The sequence below is a fragment of the Streptomyces sp. CA-210063 genome, assembly GCF_024612015.1.
Classification (GTDB): Bacteria; Actinomycetota; Actinomycetes; order Streptomycetales; family Streptomycetaceae; genus Streptomyces.
Map to the genome: position 1 here is coordinate 6,055,929 of NZ_CP102512.1, position 16,411 is coordinate 6,072,339.

Below are 16,411 nucleotides of genomic sequence, written 5' to 3' on the forward strand. Positions count from 1 at the left end.
CGTCGATGGACTCGGTCTGGCTCTCTGGTGCCGAATGGTTGGCGGTCCTTCGTATCGGGCTCGGCCTGTGGTGGCTGGAGAGTTGGCGGCACAAGGACAAGAAGACCTGGTTCGAGGGGGCCGGGATCGCGTGGGCGGCCGGGGTGGCGGGGAAGCATCGCTGGGAGGCGGTGCGGAGTGGGTTCGATGTCGTGGTCAAGCCTCGGCCCAAGGCCATGGCGTATGTCGTCGCCTACGCCGAACTCGCCCTCGGGCTCGGGCTGATCCTCGGCGTTCTGACGCCGGTCGCGCTGGTCGGCGGGCTGTTGCTGAACCTCCTCTACCTCGTGCTGATGATTCACGACTGGGCCGAGCAGGGGCAGAACTCGATGATGGCGCTGATCTCGGTGGTGGGGCTGTTCGGGATGTCCTGGCAGACGTGGTCGGTCGACAGTGCGCTGGGGTTGTTCTGATGGGGCGGCTGTTCTGATGGGGCGGCTGTTCTGATGGGGGTGGGTCCAGTGGGCGGTGGCGCCGCGCGGTTCGATCTGCCGGAGGTCGACGGCTTCAGTCGTACGTACTGGGACGCGGCCGCCGAGGGGCGGCTGCTCCTGCGGCGCTGCGGGGCGGTGGGCTGCGGGCGCGTGCATCACCCTCCGCGCGAGTTCTGCCCGTACTGCTGGAGCGAGGACGTGCGGTGGGAGGAGGCGTCCGGGCGCGCCACGCTCTACACCTGGTCCGTCGTCCACCGGAACGATCTGCCGCCCTTCGGGGAGCGCACACCGTACGTCGCCGCGGTCGTCGATCTCGTCGAGGGGCCGCGGATGATGAGCGAGGTCGTGGAATGGGGGGAGCGGGACGGGGGGTTGTCGGCGGGAATGGCGCTGGAGGTCGTGTTCCGGGAGGCCGGTGGCTTCGCGGTGCCCGTATTCCGCGCGCGGGCATGAGGTGCCGCGCGTTTCAATGGGGGTGTGAGCCGTACTGATGAGCGATTCCCTGATCCTGCCCGTCGAGCGTCCGCCGAGCCGCACGGTCACGGCCTGCGGCTGTGTGCCTGGGACGCCGAGTCCGACGCGGATGTCGAGGCGTGGTTCCGGGGGCGTACCGATCCGGAGTTCCAGCGGTGGAACACGCCCTTGATGCTGGACGGGAGTCCTGAAGGCGCCCGGGAGTCCTTGCGGCAGCGGGCGGAGTCCGACATGGAGGGGAAGACCGTGGCCTTCCGGGTCACGGACGCGGAGAGCGGGGTGACGCTCGGGCATGTCGGCCTGAGCGGGATCGACGGGTTCATGCGCAGGGCCGTCGTCGGCTACTGGGTGCTGCCCGAGGCCCGCGGCCGGCGCGTCGCCACCCGCGCCCTCGACCTCGCCGCCCGCTGGGCCTTCGCCGAACTCGACATCCACCGGCTCGAACTGGACCATGCCGTCGGTCATGCCGTGTCCTGCCGTATCGCCGAGCGGTGCGGGTTTCCCTACGAGGGGACCTTGCGCGGGGCCGCGTTCGAGCAGGGGCGCCACGACGCCTTCCGGGACGCACACCTGCACGCGCGGCTGGCCACGGACCCGGGACCGGCCGGGATCTAGGGGGTGTTTTGAAAGCCCCGCACAGCACCCGCGGCGCCCGGCACGCACCCTCGCCGCACCGGCCAAAGACCCAAGTAGCTCCGCTACGAGGGCCTTCGTCCGGCACGCCGAGGGCACGCACCGAACACCGCGGGCACCGCACTGGACTTTCAAAACACCCCCTAGGGCCCTTCTGAGGAGAGAGAGCGGAGAAAATCGCGTGCGGCCGCTCCGTGCGCATCGGTACGGTCCCGGCATGCGTGAAGAGGGGCACGACGACGGATACGACGACGGCCACGACGACGACAACCACGACGACAAGGGATACGACGACCGATACGACGACGGCGACGACCCCGACGGCTACTTCGGTGAAGCCGTCGCCGCGCGTTACGACGACACCTCCGCCGACATGTTCAGCACGGAGGCCGTGGAACCGGTCGTGGAGCTGATCGCCGGTCTCGCGCGGGAACGGGGCGAGGCGCGGGCGCGGGCGCTGGAGTTCGGGGTCGGCACCGGGCGTATCGCCCTTCCGCTCGCCCGTCGGGGCGTGCCGGTGCACGGCATCGACATGTCGCGGGCCATGGTGGAGCGGATGCGCGCCAAGCCGGGCGGCGAGGACATCGGTGTCACGATCGGGGACTTCGCCACGACCCGGGTGGACGGCCCCGGCTTCACCGTCGCCTACCTCGTCTTCAACACGATCAACAACCTCACCACGCAGGACGCCCAGGTGGACTGCTTCCGCAACGCCGCCGCGCATCTCGTGCCCGGCGGCTGCTTCGTGATCGAGGTCGGGGTGCCGGACCTGCGGCGGCTGCCGCCCGGACAGGACGCGGTGCCGTACCACGTCGGGCCGACGCGGCTGGGGTTCGACACGTACGACGTGGCGACGCAGGGGATGCGGTCGCACCACATGAGGGTCGTCGACGGGCGGCCGGTGTACTGGTCCCTCCCGTTCCGCTACGTCTGGCCGGCCGAGCTGGATCTGATGGCCCGGCTGGCCGGGATGCGGCTGCGGGAGCGGTGGTCGGGCTGGAACAGGGAGCCGTTCACGAACGACAGCACCACACACGTGTCCGTGTGGGAGAAGGTCTGAGGCGCGGCGGACGACGGCCTGGTCAGGCCCTGACCAGGCCCTGACCAGGCCTGACAACGGCTGCACGGCCCCGGCACAGCCCGCCCACAGCCGCACTTCAGAAATGCTTCAGCTTCGCCCCCGACCTTGGGCGCATGACTGAGAACGAGCATGCTCACGGCCACCCGCACGGCCACGGCCACGGCCACCCGCACGGCCACGACCACGGCCACCGCCCCCGCACCCCCGAAGCCCAGCGCACCCGTCGCTGGTTCATGAACAAGGCGCTGCTCGCCGGCGGTGTCGCCGCCGTGGCGACGATGACCGGCTGCTCCTCCGGCTCGTCCAGCACGGCGACTTCGTCCTCGTCTTCCTCCTCCTCGTCTTCCTCCTCCTCGTCTTCGTCCTCGTCCGCGTCCTCGGCCGCCCCGAGCGGGGCGCCCTCCGGAGGGCCCGGCGGTGGCGGAGGCGGCATGGGGCCGGGCGCCGGCGCGGTCAAGTACGCGGACTTCGTCGGGGTCACGACCGACGGCAAGGTCATCGACGACCTGTACTCCATCCACTCCACGGACGTGTCCACCGACAAGATCGTCCAGAAGGCGCAGGCCTTCCTCGACGGGCTGACGAGCGCGGAACGCAAGGCCTCCGTCTTCGACATCGAGGACGACGAGTGGCTGGCATGGAGCAATGTCGACGGCTACGAGCGTGAGGGCGCCCGTATGGGCGACCTCACCGAGAAGCAGCGCGAACTCGGCTACGCGCTCCTCGGCGCCGCGCTCTCCGCCGACGGGCTCACCCAGTCCCGGAACATCATGAAGCTGAACGCGTTCCTCGGGGAGTACAACGGCGGCGGCAAGGACACCCTCACCGAGGGTGCTTACTTCTTCACCTTCATGGGCACGCCGTCCACGAGCGAGCCGTGGGGCTTCCAGTACGAGGGCCATCACCTGGCCATCAACTACTTCGTCCTCGGCGACCAGGTCGTGATGACCCCGACCTTCATGGGCTCCGAGCCGACGTCCGCCACGTACAACGGCGAGAAGATCACCACGTTCGAGAAGGAGACCACGGCCGGTCTGACCGTGCTGCGCGCCCTCTCCGACGCCCAGCGGAAGAAGGTGATCTCCTCCGAGTCCAAGGCCGGTGACAACCTGAAGGCCGGTGCCGGCCAGGACAACCTCCAGCTCGCCCACCAGGGCCTCGCCGCCGCGGACTGGACCGACGCCCAGCGCGACAAGCTCCTCGCCCTCGTCCGCGTCTACGTCGGCAACATGGCCGACGCGCACGCCGACGTGAAGATGAAGGAGGTCGAGGAGCACCTCGACGACACGTACTTCCACTGGATCGGCGAGACCGACGACGACTCGGCCTTCTACTACCGCGTGCACAGCCCGGTCGTCCTCATCGAGTACGACGCCCAGTCCCCGATCGCCTACGGCAACAAGGACAGCGGCGGCAACGGCGGCGGCATGGGCGGCACGCCCAGCCAGCAGCACATCCACACCATCATCCGCACCCCGAACGGCGGCGACTACGGCATCGACCTCCTCAAGCTGCACCTGGAGAACGACCACTGAGCCTTCCTCACGGCCACAGCAGCTCCCGGCTCCAACCGTCCACTCCCCGCCGGTAGTCGAGCCGTACGTGCCGTCGCCGCGCGTCGCCCTGGAAGAACTCCACCTCGTCCGGTTCCACGACGTACGCCGTCCAGGACGGCACGGCCACGTCCGGCTCCCGCTCGGCCCGCGTCCAGGCGGCCTCCGACGCCCGCTCCAACTCCTCGTACGAGGACAGGACGTCGCTCTGGTGCCCCACGAGGGCGGCGGCCAGGGCCCCCGTCGAGCGGGCGTGCAGATCGGCGTGGGCGACCTCGGCGGGTTCGACCGTGACCCGGCCCCGCACCCGTACCTGGCGGCCGAGGAGGGGCCAGTAGAAGCCGAGCGCCGCGTACGGGCGGGCCGCCAGCTGCCGTCCCTTCCGGCTGCCCGCGTGCGAGGCGAAGTGCCAGCCCCGCTCGTCCACGTCGTGCAACATCACCGTACGGACGTCCGGCCGCCCCTCCGCGTCCGCCGTGGCCAGCGACATCGTGTGGGGCTCCACCTCCCCGGCCGCCACGACCTCCCCGAACCACGCGGTGAAGAGCGGCAGCGGCTCGGCGGGGGCGGCGTCCACGTCGAACAACGGCAACGCGCTGACCTGCGGATCCCACACCCGCAACCCCCGCAGGGCCTGCGTGAACTCGGATGACTGGTCCTGGTCCCCGTCCTGGTCCCGGGAGGGGGACTGAGGCGGGGAAGGGGGCTCGATCATGGGTGGGACGGTCTCACACCGTGCCCAGGTCCGACGACACCCACCTCTCCGGGCGCATCCGGATGATCACCTGTTCGCCGTGGTTCTTGGAGGCGAAATCGACATAGCCGTCGACCTTCTCGGCCGGCAGGTAGCGGGCGGAGATCTCGCGGAGATGGTCGAGGGTGGCGGGGGACGTGTCGATGACGGGGCCCTCGACGGAGACGTAGCGGATGGTGGGTTCGAGGCGGTCGATCATCAGGGTGAAGCGGCCGGCGGCCTGGATGAGCTGGTTCTTGCGGGTGTCCAGTCCGGTCATGACCCAGACGTCGCCGCCGGGTTCGTACTGGTACCAGATGGGGACCGTGAGCGGCGCCCGCCCCTCCTCGGCGTCCACCGCCAACGCGGCCACATGCGCCTCGGCCAGAAACTCCTCGCGCTCCTTGCGGGACAGTGCCATGCCACTTCCTCCAGGACCACTACGGGGACGTCTTCGTCTGCCGGTTCGGTTCAGCGCGCCGGCCCCACCTCATATTCCGGCGGTGGTCTCCTCCCGCGCGGGCAGCCACAGCACCGGATACCAGTCCTGGCCGTTGGCGAGCGGGTCCGTGGGCTGGGCGGGGCGGCTGTCGACGCCGTGCAGCCGGGGGTTGGGCCAGGGCCCACGCCCAGGTCCCGCCGGTGAAGTCGACTTCTCCTCCTCGCCGACCGACCGCCGTCAGCCGACCGTGTAAGCCGCGTCCCCGAAGTCCGCCACCACCCGCAGCTCCCCGCCCAGCGCCCGGACGTAGGCCCGCAGAGTGGCCACCTCCGTACGGTCGTCACCCGAACGGGTAGCCGGGGCCAGCCTCACCCCCGCCCCAGCACCACCGTCCCCGAAGAGCAGAACCACCCGCCCGTGCCCGAGGCCACCGCCAGTCGGGGCAGGTGGCCGTCGGCTGCCCGGATCTGGCGGGTGCCGGCCTCGCCGCGTAGTTGGCGTACGGCTTCGACGAGGAGGAAGAGGCCGCGCATGCCCGGGTGCTGGGCCGACAGGCCGCCGCCGTCCGTGTTCACGGGGAGGTCGCCGGTCAGGGTCAGGCGGCCCTTTTCCACGAAGGCGCCGCCCTCGCCCTTGGCGCAGAAGCCGAGGTCCTCCAGCGTCACGAGGGTCATGTAGGTGAAGGCGTCGTAGATCTCGGCGAAGTCGATCTCGGCGGGGCCGACACCCGCCCGCTCGAAGGCCAGGCGGCCGCTGACGGCCGCCGGGGAGACCGTGAAGTCGGGCCACTCGGACATGGTGGTGTGGGAGACGCACTCGCCGGTGCCGAGGATCCAGACGGGGGTCGTCGGCCGGCAGTCCCGTACGTACTCCTCGGCCGCCAGCAGCACCGCCGCGCCGCCGTCGGAACGTATGCAGCAGTGGAGCTTGGTGAACGGGTCGGCGATCGGCGGGGAGGACAGGACGTCGTCGACGGTGATCGGGGTGCGGAACATCGCCTCGGGGTTGGCCACCGCGTTCGCCCGTGCCTGGACGGCCACCGAGGCCAGCTGTTCCAGGGTCGTGCCGTACTCGTGCATATGGCGGCGCGCGGCCATGGCGTACTTGGCGATCAGGGTGTGCCCGTAGGGGACCTCGTACTGGAGGGGGCCGCGTGCCCCGAAGGAGAGGTTGCCGGTGCGGCGGCCCGCCTTGATGTCGGCGCGGGCCGTGGAGCCGTAGACGAGGAGGACGACGTTCGCGTGCCCGGCGGCGATCGCGTCCGCCGCGTGCGCCGCCATGACCTCCCAGGTCGACCCCCCGACGGAGGTCGAATCCACCCAGGTGGGCCGCAGTCCCAGATACTCCGCCACCTCCACCGGCGCGAGTGTGCCCAGGCCGGTCGAGGCCAGACCGTCGATGGCGGTGCGCTCCAGCCCCGCGTCCGCCAGGGCCCGGCGGGCGGCCTGCGCGTGGAGGGCGTACGGGGTCGCGTCGTCCACCCGGCCGCAGTCGGACAGGGCCGCCCCGACGATCGCCACCCTTCGGTGGCCGCCGGTTGTCGCCCTTCCGTGGCCGGTACCGGGTACAGCAGTCATGAATCTGACGGTACATCAGATCGCGAGGGGGTGGCCCTGTGCTTGCCCTGTGCTTCGGTCGCCTTCCGTCCTAATATGACGGACCGTCAGTTACTGCATTGCGACGCTGCGGTGCAGGAGCAGGAGCAGAAGGGGGACCGCCCATGGATGCCCGCTTCACCGCCGAGCAGGAGGAGATCCGGCGCACGGTACGGGAGTTGCTGCTCAAGCGCTGCGGTCCGGAGGAGGTCCGGGCGGCCGTGGGGACGGGGGAGGGATACGACGGCGCCCTGTGGGCCGCCCTCTCCGATCAGCTCGGCCTGCCGGGGCTCGCCCTCCCCGAGGCATACGGCGGTGTCGGTTGCTCGGTGACCGAACTGGCGCTGGCGGTCGAGGAGTTGGGGCGCACGCTGGCCCCCTCGCCGTTGCTGTCCACCTCCGTCCTCGTCGCCCCCTTGATCCTCTCCCTCGGTACCGAGCACCAGCGCGCCACACTGCTGCCCCGCCTCGCCTCCGGCCGGCTCACCGCCGCCCTCGCCGTACCGGGCACGGCCCTCACCGCCGCGCTGGCGCTGACCGGCGGCAACCGGGGTGAGTGGGCCGGCGGTGGCCGGGCCGGCGGTGTCCAGGCACGACGCGTCGGGGACGGGTGGCGGCTGTACGGGGAGGTCGGGCAGGTCCTCGACGGACACAGCGCGGGGATGCTGGTGGTGGCCGCGCATGCCGGGGGGTTCGCCCGCTCGCGGACACTGCTTTTCCTCGTACGGAGGGAGACGGCCGGCTCGGGGCTCGTGCGGGCGCGGCAGACCTCGGTGGATGAGACGCGGCCGGTCGCTCGGCTCGAACTCCGCGACGTGGAAGGCGAGTTGCTGGGCGCCGATGATGACGTCGATGTGCTGTCCGCGCTGGCCGAGGTCGGGGACGCGGCCGCCGCCGTGCTCGCCGCGGAGGCCGTGGGCGCCGCCGACCGGGTGTTGGAGCGGACCGTCGCGTATGTGGGGCAGCGGGAGCAGTTCGGGCGGCCGATCGGATCGTTCCAGGCGGTGAAGCACCGGCTCGCGGATGTGTATGTGCGGGTGCGGGCGGCCCGCTCGGCGGCGTACTACGCGGCCTGGTCCGCCGCCACGGCCGGCCCCGGCGGGCAGGGCGAGCGGGTCGGCGGTCTGGCGCTCGCGCAGGCCCTGGAGGCGTTGCGGGTGGCCGCGGGGGAGGGGATCCAGCTGCACGGGGGGATCGGCTTCACCTGGGAGCACGAGGCGCAGCTCTACTTCAAACGGGCCGCGAGCGACGAGCTGCTCTTCGGGCCGGTGCACCGGCTGCGGGCGCGGGCGGCCGACGCGGCGGGGGTCTTCACGGTCGACGGGCGGGACGAGCGGCGGGAGGTGCGGGGCTGATGGCTTCGAAGAGCGCGCAGGGGATGGGGCAGGGGATGGCGGCGGGGATGACGGCGGGGATGAAGGACCTGGGTGTACGGCTGGTGCAGAAGGTGTCGTCGGCCCCGGTGTTCGCCCGGGTCGCGCCGCATGTCATCCCCGCGCTGGACCGGGCCGTGCACCGGGTGACCCGGGGCAGGGTGCTGCTCAGCGCACAACTGCTGCCCGGCGTCGTGCTGACCGCGACCGGGGCGAGGAGCGGGGTGCCGCGCCGTACGCCGCTGGCCTGTATGCCGGAGGAGGGGGGCGGCAGTTGGGTCCTCGTCGGGTCGAACTTCGGCCGCCCCGGCCACCCCGCCTGGAGCGCCAACCTGCTGGCCCACCCCGACGCCGAGATCAGCTGGAAGGGCCAGGACATCCCGGTCACCGCCCACCTCCTGGAGGGGGAGGAACGGGCTGCCGTATGGAAGGAGTTGCTGAGGTTCTGGCCGCCGTACTCGACGTATCAGGCACGGGTGGACCGGGAGATACGGGTGTTCCGGATAGTACGGCGGTGATGCCGGCGGTCTGAGGGCCGGTTGCCGTACGGTCGGTGATGCCGGCCGTACGGGGCGTGGTGGCCGTACGGCGAGAAGGGTCTCCGAGTCGCCCCTGAACGCGGCGGGCGGCACGCCTCATGGGTGGGTGCCGTCCGAGTGACAGGAATCGCGTCCGGGGGGCGAGCCCGGGTGCTCCTGGCTACCTCGTGGGCTTCTTGCCGGTGATGCCCAGGTGGACCAACAGGGCCAGATTGGGCTTCAGTTCAGCCGGTTTGACGCCCCAGGTCTGGAAACCCTTCTGGTGCCCGGAGACCGAGGCGAGCATCGCGACGAGGGAACCGGCGACGGCCGCCGGGTTCACGTCCTTGTCGACCCGGCCCTTGGACTGAAGCTCGGAGATCGTCTCCTTGAGGGAGTTGGTGACCGAGTTGAGGATCTTCATACGGATCTTGTAGAAGCGTTTGTCTCCCTCGGCGGCGCCCAGGTCGACGACGCGGAGGATCGCGTCGTTCTTGCGCCAGAACTCCAGGAAACCGTCGACGAGTTCCTGGGCCGTCTGCCAGCCGGCCTTGCCGACCCAGGAGCGGCCCTCGAGGAGATTCGTCAACGTGGCGCCGTCGGCGGCCATTTGCTCGGCGATCTCCAGGACGGCGCCTTCGACGTCCGGGAAGTACTGGTAGAAGGTGGCGGGCGAAGTCCCCGCCTTCCGGGCGACATCAATGACTTTGACGTCCCGGTAGGGCGACGAGCTGAGCATCTCGCTGAGGCAGTCGAGCAGCTTCTGCCGAGTCGCCTGCCCTCGCCGGCCGGCCACGCGGCCGTCGACGGTACGCACTTGTCCTGTCATGCCGTCAGCTTACCGAGGGGTGATCGGAGCGCGATTCGGCCGACTGCAAATGGGGAGTACGGGCTTCACCAAGGGGTTCGCGACGTGACCGGCGGGCACCTTGGCGGGTTTCTTTCGCCAAGGCGGCCGGGTGGGTTGTTCGGGTGCGGGTGGGTGGGGGCTGGGTCGCGCAGTTCCCCGCGCCCCTGAAAGACCAGGCCCTGCGGGCCTGAAAAGCACGGGGCGCAGCCCCTGCTTTTCAGGGGCGCGGGGAACTGCGCGAGCAACCACAACGCACCCGCGGCCGGGGGTCGAAGGGGCGCAGCCCCTGGGGGATGGGACGGGTAGGGGCGGCGGGGGCGAGGAAATCTCCGCCCCCGGCGCGGACCCCTCCGACGAGCGCCCCGCGTGAGCGCCCGTTAGCTTGGCCCTATGGCCGATGAGACGGGAGCCGCCGTCGCGTACCCCGAGGGCGTCCCCTGCTGGGTGGACGCCCAGCTGCCCGATCTGGAAGCGGGCAAACGGTTCTACGGCGAACTCTTCGGATGGACCTTCAGGGTGGCCCCCGGAGACGGCGCACACGAAGTGTGGGCGTACACCCCGAGCGCTCCCACCGACACCCTCACCCCCACGGACGCTCCCACCCCCACAGACGCTCCCACCAGCGCCGTCACCCCCACCAGCGCCGTCACCCCCACCGACACCCTCACCCCCGTCGCCGCCCTCGCCCCCAAGCCCGACGGCCGCCTCCCCACCGTCTGGACCGTCCACTTCGCGACCCCGGACGCGGCCGCCCTCGCCGCCCGGATCACCGCGGCCGGCGGCCAGGTGATCACCCCGCCCACTCCGGTCGGCACGCTCGGCACGGCCGTGCTCGCCACGGACCCGGAGGGCGCCGTCTTCGGCCTCTGGCAGGCCGGTACGCACCGCGGCTTCGGGCGGCGCCACGCACCCGGCACGTTCGCGTGGGCCGAGCTGTACACCCGCGACACCGAGGCGGCCAACTCCTTCTACGCGCACCTGTTTCACGACGCGCTCTTCGGCCCGGACGCGGCCCCGGACTTCGGCCGGGCCACGCTCACGGACGTCTACCCGGCCGAGATGCCGCCGCACTTCCTCGTCCACTTCGGGACGGAGGACTGCGAGGCCGCGCTCGGGGCCGTCAGCCGGCTCGGCGGCCGGGTGCAGGTGCCGCCGTTCGACACGTCGTATGGAAATGTGGCGGTCGTCACGGACAATCAGGGCGCGTCCTTCGCGCTGCTCCAGCAGAGCGAGGGAAACACCTGGCGGGAGGCGCCGTGGGAGGCCGATCAGCCGGAACAGCGCCCCGATGATCTGCGGCAACAGGGGGACGACCAGCGCGAAGACGCCGGCTGAGCAGCGGGCAGACGCCGGATGAGCAGCGGGAGGACGACGCCTCACCGGCCGGGAGACCTCGGCTGACCAGCGAGAAGACGACACCTGTCCGGCCGGAGGACAAGGGCCGGTGAAGACCGTCGCGGGAGGAGTACCGCGACCGTGGCGCGGGCAGACGTACGAGGTTGTGCGCCGGTGGTACGCGGCTCGCCGCGTTGTCCCACCATCCGGGCTCCCGCTTCCCGAGAGGCGGACAACGTGGTTTTGTCCTGAGACACCCCGTTCCGCTCCCGGGTTAGCAACCTGCCCCCGGTAGCAGGAAGAATCGGGGTGCGTGCCGCCATGGCGGTGCGGTGGTGAGACGCTGCACGGGGTCGCGTGCACAACGTGGGTGACGCGGTCCGTACGGGGAGGTGGCAGGGCAAGTGGTGGATCAGCTGACGCAGCACGATCCGCGGCGGATCGGGCCGTTCGAGGTGCTGGGACGGCTGGGTGCCGGCGGCATGGGGCTGGTCTATCTGGCGCGCTCGGCGTCGGGTCGGCGCGTCGCGATCAAGACGGTGCGGACGGAGCTGGCCGAGGACCAGCTCTTCCGGGTCCGTTTCACGCGCGAGGTCGAGGCGGCCCGCGCGGTGTCCGGTTTCTACACGGCGGCCGTGGTCGACGCCGACCCGCGCGCCGCCGTGCCGTGGCTGGCGACCGCGTACGTCCCCGCGCCCTCGCTCGAAGAAATAGTGAATGACTGCGGTCCGATGCCGGTCCAGGCCGTGCGCTGGCTGGCGGCGGGTGTGGCCGAGGCCCTCCAGTCCATCCACGGGGCCGGACTCGTCCACCGGGACCTGAAGCCCTCCAACGTGCTCGTCGTCGAGGACGGGCCGCGCGTGATCGACTTCGGCATCGCGTCCGGCGTCTCGAACACGCGCTTGACGATGACGAACGTCGCCGTCGGTACGCCCGCCTACATGTCGCCCGAGCAGGCCAAGGACTCGCGGAGCGTCACCGGAGCGAGCGACGTCTTCTCGCTCGGCTCGATGCTCGTGTTCGCCGCCACCGGACACGCGCCGTTCCATGGCGCCAACCCCGTCGAGACCGTCTTCATGCTGCTGCGCGAGGGCCCCGACCTCTCCGGCCTCCCGGACGATCTGCGCCCCCTCATCGAGTCGTGTATGCAGATGGACCCGACCGCCCGCCCCAACCCCGCCGACCTCCAGGCCCAGCTCGCCCCCCACCTCTTCGGCTCCGGCTCCGACGACAGCGGTACGGCGTCGGCGTGGCTGCCCGAGAAGGCGGTGAGCATGATCGAGACGCGCCGGGGCGGACGCCCGGCGCCCAAGCAGCAGACCTCCGGCGGCCGCAGCAGTGGCGGCGGTGCCGGGGCGGGTGCCGGTGCGCGCCCGCCCGCCCCCGTACCGCCGCCCCCGCCCTCGTACGACCCCGCGCCCATGTCGCCCGTCTCCCTCGGCGCCCCCGACACCGGGCCGGTACGGCTCGCCGGCGGTCAGGTGCCCATCGGCCCGGGGCCGCGCGTCGCCGACGCCCGCGCGGCCGCCGTGAAGGCGCCCCCTCCCGAGGCGGGCCTCGCCGCGTCCTGGTCCCGGCCGCGCACCGGCGTGAACGGCGCCGACCCCGCGCCCTCCGTGACCGCCCCGCCCGCCGCTCCCGAGCCGACCGCCTCCGGCTGGCGCCCCTGGCGTTTCCGCATGTCGAACGACGTCTGGGGCACCCCGTCCGTCGCCGACGACCTCGTCTACGTCACCTCCTTCGAGGTGCACGCCCTGGACGTGGCCACCGGCCGCCGCCGCTTCAAGACCCGGGACGTCGCCTGGTCGATGGCGGTCGCGGACGGCCGTATCCACGCCTCCGACGGCCCGACCCTCTTCGCGCTCGACGCCCGTGAGGGCGCCGACCTGTGGCGGCTGTCGACGGAGGCCTGGGTGTACTCCCTGAAGGCCGACCGGGGCACGGTCGTCACCGCGACCCGGGGCGGCGGCGTCCAGGGCTGGGAGGCGTCCAACGGGCAGAAGCTCTGGGAGCTGACCGGCGCCCAGAGCGACTTCGAGTCCCCCGAGGCGGGCCCGGTCGTCCAGGACGGCACGGTCTACGTCTGGAAGGACGCCCGGCTGCGCGCCCTGGAGGCCCGCACGGGCGACGAGCGCTGGTCGTACCCCATCGGCGACGCGGCGTCCTGCGGTGGTGTCCCGGTACGGATGACACCGGCCGCGGACGGCTATGTGTACGTCTCCGCCGGCAGCCGCGTCCTCGCCATCGACATCGCGAGCGGGCACGTCCGCTGGCACTTCGAGGCACCGGCGGTGTTCCTGTCCGCGCCGACGTTCGCGCCGGGCCCGGCGGTCACGGGCGGCGGGGTGTACCTCGCCGACTACCTCGGCACGGTCTACGCCCTCGACGCGACGGACGGGCGGGACCGGTGGAGGATCGCGACGGAGTCCCGCTCCTCCCTCGAGCCGGTGCTGGTCGCCGCCGGGCACGTCCACGTCGGCAGCGGCAAGGGCCTCTACACGCTCGACGCGGTCACCGGTACGCCGAAGTGGCGTTTCCAGGCGGGCGGCGAGATCGTGGGGGCGCCGTCGGTGGCCGAGGGCCGCATCCACTTCGGTTCGACGGACCACCTGCTGTACACCCTGAAGGCCGACGACGGCCGACTGCGGTGGAAGCTGGCGACGGGCGGCGAGATCACCGGCTCACCCGTGGTCAAGGACGGCGTCGTGTACGCGTGCAGCAAGGACCGGTGTGTGTACGCACTGGACGCGGAGAAGGGGACGGGGACGGCCCGGACGTCGTGAGGGCGGCGGGTCCGGTCCCCTGACGGGCGAAGCCCCTGAAAGAGCGAAGCTCCTTCAGGGGCCCGGGGCTGTGGGTCAGAGCGAGGCGCTGACGCTGAGGTGGTTGTACTGGGCGACGGTGCCCAGGACCTCGTTCTTGACACCCTCGACCTGGGTCAGAACGGTCGCGTCGCTGACGGCCGTGGGGCCGACGACGAGGCTGGCGTGCGGGGCCAGACCACCGGAGACGTTGTCGAGCTGGGCGTCGGAGATCTCGACGGTCTCGACCTGGAGAGCGGAGTTCATGGGGAAACTTCCCTTCGTATGGATGATCCATAAGGGGGGCGGCCCCGCTGGGGACTAGCGGGCCTCGGCCGCAGGATCAAAGCACGGAGCAGGCCGGGCATCCAATCAACCGGACGGCACCTCCAGGAAGTCGAACGCTCAGACGACGCAATCGTGCAGGCGCGCACACGATTTGGGGACACGTTCTCTACCTACCGTGCGGTATCGGGACGCGACTGAATTCGGCCACCGGAACCCACGGAATCCCGAACAGGACACTTCGCACCAACACAGCGGCATCCCGCATGCCCTTGCGCAGCGGCATCGCACGGCGTGATGCCGCTATGTATTCGCTGTGCAGATTCCCGGAAGCCGGAAACCACGCCGCCTCGGACACCGACAGTTGTCCATGGGTGACAGGGCGGGGTGGTGTTCCGTGAGAGGTCATGGAGGCGGCGACGCGCTCCGCCGGGCCCTGCGGTGGTGACGGAGTCAGTCGGAGAGGGAGGCCTTGATGGTCTTCACGCCTCCGGAGGGGAGTGCGACCTGGGCGGACGCGTAGAGCTGGAGAGGGCTGGCGAGACCGGGGATGGTCCGGGCCACGGTGGCGGACCAGGTGGCGGTGCGCCGGGTGCAGGACGGTTCGCAGAGTTCGCGGGTCTTGAAGGTGTTGGTGCCGTTCATGACGGTGCCGACCCGGACCCACCGCGGCTCGATCCACTTGCCGGCGGCCGGGGTGACCGTCAGCTTGGCACGCTCCTGCATGGTGTCCCGGTAGCCGCGTTCATGCCGGTAGACACAGAACTTGCCGGCGGCGTAGGTGGCGCACTTCTTGGCGACCTGTGCCCAACTGCTCCAGGAGGCAGCGACGTCGAAGGTATAGCCGCCGGGCAGCTCGCCCCGAACCTCGTACGTCCCGGCCCAGGTCTCGACCGGGGACCACGCGGAGGTCCACGCGGAGGTCTGCCGGGCGCAGCCGCCCGAGCAGACCTGCCCGAGTTCCGAGCTGAAGACGTAGGTGGTCGGCTTCATCCAGTTACCCGCAGTGGGGTTGACGGTCACTCTCCCGCGGTAACCGTTGACCGAGCCGGCGTCGGTGACGCGCTTCTGCACCTCCGCGCAGGCCGAACCGAGGCGCTGGGCGTTGGCGTCTGTGAAGGTCTTGCAGATCTTGTCGTGGGCTTGCCAGGTGGCCGCGGCCTGGGCGGCGGGTGCGCCGACGAGGCCACCCCCGACTGCCGCGGCCGTGGCGGCAAGAGCGCTCAGGGTTGTTCTGAGTTTCCGCAAAGGAATTGTTCCTTCTGTTCGAGCCGCTGTGGAGATCAGTTCGCGGAGTGCTGATACACCGCCAGGCGTGCTCTTTCCAGCGGTGCCTTGTGCTCGGCATAGCCGCTCCACCTGCTGTGCTTGATGCGGGCCGTGTGCCAGCCTGAGTCGACCTTCGTCAGCGAGTTGTGGTCACGGGTGGCGGGATCGTCGTTGGGCAGATTCCTGTACTGAATCTTGTGCTGGGAATTCGCGCCCACACCGGAGCCCTCGCTGACGACCCCATCGTCGAACGACGAAATCAGGGTCCAGTCGGTGTCCATATCCGACCGGTAGAGTCCTTCCCCAAGGGTCTTGATGAAATCGCTCCCCGGTTCCATCTGGCGGCACTGGCGGAACCCGTCGCACCCCTCGGCCCAACTCGTGCCATCGTGGGGGGTGCCGAGGGTCACGACATCCTCGATGTAGAGGCGCCTCGGCCAGCCATCCTTCCCGCCCTTCAGTGCGACGTGGCGGAGCATGGTGCGAACGATCAGGCCGCCCATGGAGTGGGCGACGATGTCGACCTTCCTGTGGTTCGCCTCGTAATTCTTGGCAATTCGCTGCGCGAACGCCTTAGCGATTTCGTTGAGCGAGGTGTTGCGGCTGCCCTTGTAGTTGTAGGAGCAGTTCGAGTTGCCTCTGTAGTACCCATACGTGTACAGGTTTCCGTCCCAGTGCTTGTTCTTGAAGAAGGTTCGAGCCTTCTTGAAGTAATCGGTGCAGTCGTGATGCCCGTTCCACGCGTATCCGTGGATGAAGATGACGGTGCCCTCGCTGTTGCTCCGACCAGGGGCGGCACTCGCCGGAGTGGCCGAGGCGAACGCAATCGCCATGGCCACCAGGCTGCTTATGAGTAGCGTGGCAAATCTTCGGATTCGTTGCATGGAATGGTCCTTTCAAGGTGACTGGGCGACCGAGGTCGCCCCCATGAGATGGCCGCGTCGGCCCCGTACTACGGGGACAGTAGCCAGGCCCGGTCGCTGGGTGTGCCGGTCG

General features: G+C 70.6%; 16 protein-coding genes. 9 read left to right on the top strand and 7 right to left on the bottom strand.

Going from position 1 to position 16,411, the window contains the following annotated elements:
- Nucleotides 1-5 precede the first annotated feature (5 nt).
- The 5 genes from JIX56_RS26455 to JIX56_RS26475 all read left to right on the top strand — a co-directional run bounded on the left by JIX56_RS26455 (nt 6) and on the right by JIX56_RS26475 (nt 4,196).
- Entirely contained in the window at nt 6-452 is a 447-nt protein-coding gene (locus JIX56_RS26455) for a DoxX family membrane protein (RefSeq protein ID WP_257544182.1), read from the top strand.
- 33 nt (nt 453-485) lie between these two features.
- The gene (locus JIX56_RS26460; protein WP_257544183.1) at nt 486-926 is read left to right on the top strand and encodes a Zn-ribbon domain-containing OB-fold protein; all 441 of its coding nucleotides are present in this window, start codon (nt 486-488) and stop codon (nt 924-926) included.
- A 24-nt stretch (nt 927-950) separates the two neighbouring features.
- Nucleotides 951-1,562, top strand: coding sequence for a GNAT family N-acetyltransferase (locus JIX56_RS26465; protein ID WP_257544185.1), 612 nt, complete (start codon nt 951-953; stop codon nt 1,560-1,562).
- A 235-nt stretch (nt 1,563-1,797) separates the two neighbouring features.
- Complete coding sequence (locus JIX56_RS26470) at nt 1,798-2,640, top strand: class I SAM-dependent DNA methyltransferase (RefSeq protein WP_257544186.1); 843 nt, start codon at nt 1,798-1,800, stop codon at nt 2,638-2,640.
- 134 nt (nt 2,641-2,774) lie between these two features.
- Nucleotides 2,775-4,196, top strand: a complete 1,422-nt coding sequence (locus tag JIX56_RS26475) for a DUF3500 domain-containing protein (RefSeq protein WP_257544188.1) — start codon at nt 2,775-2,777, stop codon at nt 4,194-4,196.
- Between the two features lie 7 nt (nt 4,197-4,203).
- Here JIX56_RS26475 and JIX56_RS26480 read toward each other — a convergent pair whose 3' ends face one another.
- The 3 genes from JIX56_RS26480 to JIX56_RS26490 all read right to left on the bottom strand — a co-directional run bounded on the left by JIX56_RS26480 (nt 4,204) and on the right by JIX56_RS26490 (nt 6,966).
- Nucleotides 4,204-4,929 (bottom strand): pyridoxine/pyridoxamine 5'-phosphate oxidase, encoded by a 726-nt coding sequence (locus tag JIX56_RS26480; protein ID WP_257544190.1) that lies wholly within the window; start codon nt 4,927-4,929, stop codon nt 4,204-4,206.
- 13 nt (nt 4,930-4,942) lie between these two features.
- On the bottom strand, nt 4,943-5,368 hold the full coding sequence (locus JIX56_RS26485; protein ID WP_257544192.1) for a pyridoxamine 5'-phosphate oxidase family protein: 426 nt from the start codon (nt 5,366-5,368) through the stop codon (nt 4,943-4,945).
- Nucleotides 5,369-5,757: 389 nt separating this feature from the next.
- Nucleotides 5,758-6,966: a thiolase C-terminal domain-containing protein gene (locus JIX56_RS26490; protein WP_257544194.1), complete on the bottom strand. Its 1,209-nt coding sequence runs from the start codon at nt 6,964-6,966 to the stop codon at nt 5,758-5,760.
- 143 nt (nt 6,967-7,109) lie between these two features.
- On the opposite strand from JIX56_RS26490, the gene JIX56_RS26495 reads away from it, so the two are divergent.
- Both JIX56_RS26495 and JIX56_RS26500 read left to right on the top strand, forming a co-directional pair.
- Nucleotides 7,110-8,339 (top strand): acyl-CoA dehydrogenase family protein, encoded by a 1,230-nt coding sequence (locus tag JIX56_RS26495; protein ID WP_257544196.1) that lies wholly within the window; start codon nt 7,110-7,112, stop codon nt 8,337-8,339.
- A gap of 47 nt (nt 8,340-8,386) precedes the next feature.
- Complete coding sequence (locus JIX56_RS26500) at nt 8,387-8,875, top strand: nitroreductase family deazaflavin-dependent oxidoreductase (RefSeq protein ID WP_257551124.1); 489 nt, start codon at nt 8,387-8,389, stop codon at nt 8,873-8,875.
- Nucleotides 8,876-9,056: 181 nt separating this feature from the next.
- Here JIX56_RS26500 and JIX56_RS26505 read toward each other — a convergent pair whose 3' ends face one another.
- Entirely contained in the window at nt 9,057-9,704 is a 648-nt protein-coding gene (locus JIX56_RS26505) for a TetR/AcrR family transcriptional regulator (RefSeq protein ID WP_257544198.1), read from the bottom strand.
- 411 nt (nt 9,705-10,115) lie between these two features.
- Between JIX56_RS26505 and JIX56_RS26510 the strand changes: the two genes are divergently transcribed.
- Entirely contained in the window at nt 10,116-11,060 is a 945-nt protein-coding gene (locus tag JIX56_RS26510; protein WP_257544200.1) for a VOC family protein, read from the top strand.
- 404 nt (nt 11,061-11,464) lie between these two features.
- Nucleotides 11,465-13,843, top strand: coding sequence for an outer membrane protein assembly factor BamB family protein (locus JIX56_RS26515; RefSeq protein WP_257544202.1), 2,379 nt, complete (start codon nt 11,465-11,467; stop codon nt 13,841-13,843).
- Nucleotides 13,844-13,918: 75 nt separating this feature from the next.
- On the opposite strand, the gene JIX56_RS26520 is transcribed toward JIX56_RS26515, so the two are convergent.
- From JIX56_RS26520 to JIX56_RS26530, 3 genes are all read right to left on the bottom strand, one after another.
- On the bottom strand, nt 13,919-14,128 hold the full coding sequence (locus JIX56_RS26520; protein ID WP_257544204.1) for a hypothetical protein: 210 nt from the start codon (nt 14,126-14,128) through the stop codon (nt 13,919-13,921).
- Between the two features lie 471 nt (nt 14,129-14,599).
- The gene (locus JIX56_RS26525) at nt 14,600-15,394 is read right to left on the bottom strand and encodes a hypothetical protein (protein WP_257544205.1); all 795 of its coding nucleotides are present in this window, start codon (nt 15,392-15,394) and stop codon (nt 14,600-14,602) included.
- Between the two features lie 35 nt (nt 15,395-15,429).
- A complete protein-coding gene (locus tag JIX56_RS26530; protein WP_257544207.1) occupies nt 15,430-16,248 on the bottom strand; it encodes an esterase/lipase family protein in 819 nt (272 codons plus the stop codon).
- Between the last annotated feature and the right edge of the window lie 163 nt (nt 16,249-16,411).

Bases quoted from the DNA above. Each gene is read 5' to 3' on its own strand.
- JIX56_RS26455 (WP_257544182.1), top strand. From the start codon at position 6: ATGGACTCGGTCTGGCTCTCTGGTGCCGAATGGTTGGCGGTCCTTCGT.
- JIX56_RS26460 (WP_257544183.1), top strand. From the start codon at position 486: ATGGGGGTGGGTCCAGTGGGCGGTGGCGCCGCGCGGTTCGATCTGCCG.
- JIX56_RS26470 (WP_257544186.1), top strand. From the start codon at position 1,798: ATGCGTGAAGAGGGGCACGACGACGGATACGACGACGGCCACGACGAC.
- JIX56_RS26475 (WP_257544188.1), top strand. From the start codon at position 2,775: ATGACTGAGAACGAGCATGCTCACGGCCACCCGCACGGCCACGGCCAC.
- JIX56_RS26480 (WP_257544190.1), bottom strand. From the start codon at position 4,929: ATGATCGAGCCCCCTTCCCCGCCTCAGTCCCCCTCCCGGGACCAGGAC.
- JIX56_RS26485 (WP_257544192.1), bottom strand. From the start codon at position 5,368: ATGGCACTGTCCCGCAAGGAGCGCGAGGAGTTTCTGGCCGAGGCGCAT.
- JIX56_RS26490 (WP_257544194.1), bottom strand. From the start codon at position 6,966: ATGACTGCTGTACCCGGTACCGGCCACGGAAGGGCGACAACCGGCGGC.
- JIX56_RS26495 (WP_257544196.1), top strand. From the start codon at position 7,110: ATGGATGCCCGCTTCACCGCCGAGCAGGAGGAGATCCGGCGCACGGTA.
- JIX56_RS26500 (WP_257551124.1), top strand. From the start codon at position 8,387: ATGACGGCGGGGATGAAGGACCTGGGTGTACGGCTGGTGCAGAAGGTG.
- JIX56_RS26505 (WP_257544198.1), bottom strand. From the start codon at position 9,704: ATGACAGGACAAGTGCGTACCGTCGACGGCCGCGTGGCCGGCCGGCGA.
- JIX56_RS26510 (WP_257544200.1), top strand. From the start codon at position 10,116: ATGGCCGATGAGACGGGAGCCGCCGTCGCGTACCCCGAGGGCGTCCCC.
- JIX56_RS26520 (WP_257544204.1), bottom strand. From the start codon at position 14,128: ATGAACTCCGCTCTCCAGGTCGAGACCGTCGAGATCTCCGACGCCCAG.
- JIX56_RS26530 (WP_257544207.1), bottom strand. From the start codon at position 16,248: ATGGCGATTGCGTTCGCCTCGGCCACTCCGGCGAGTGCCGCCCCTGGT.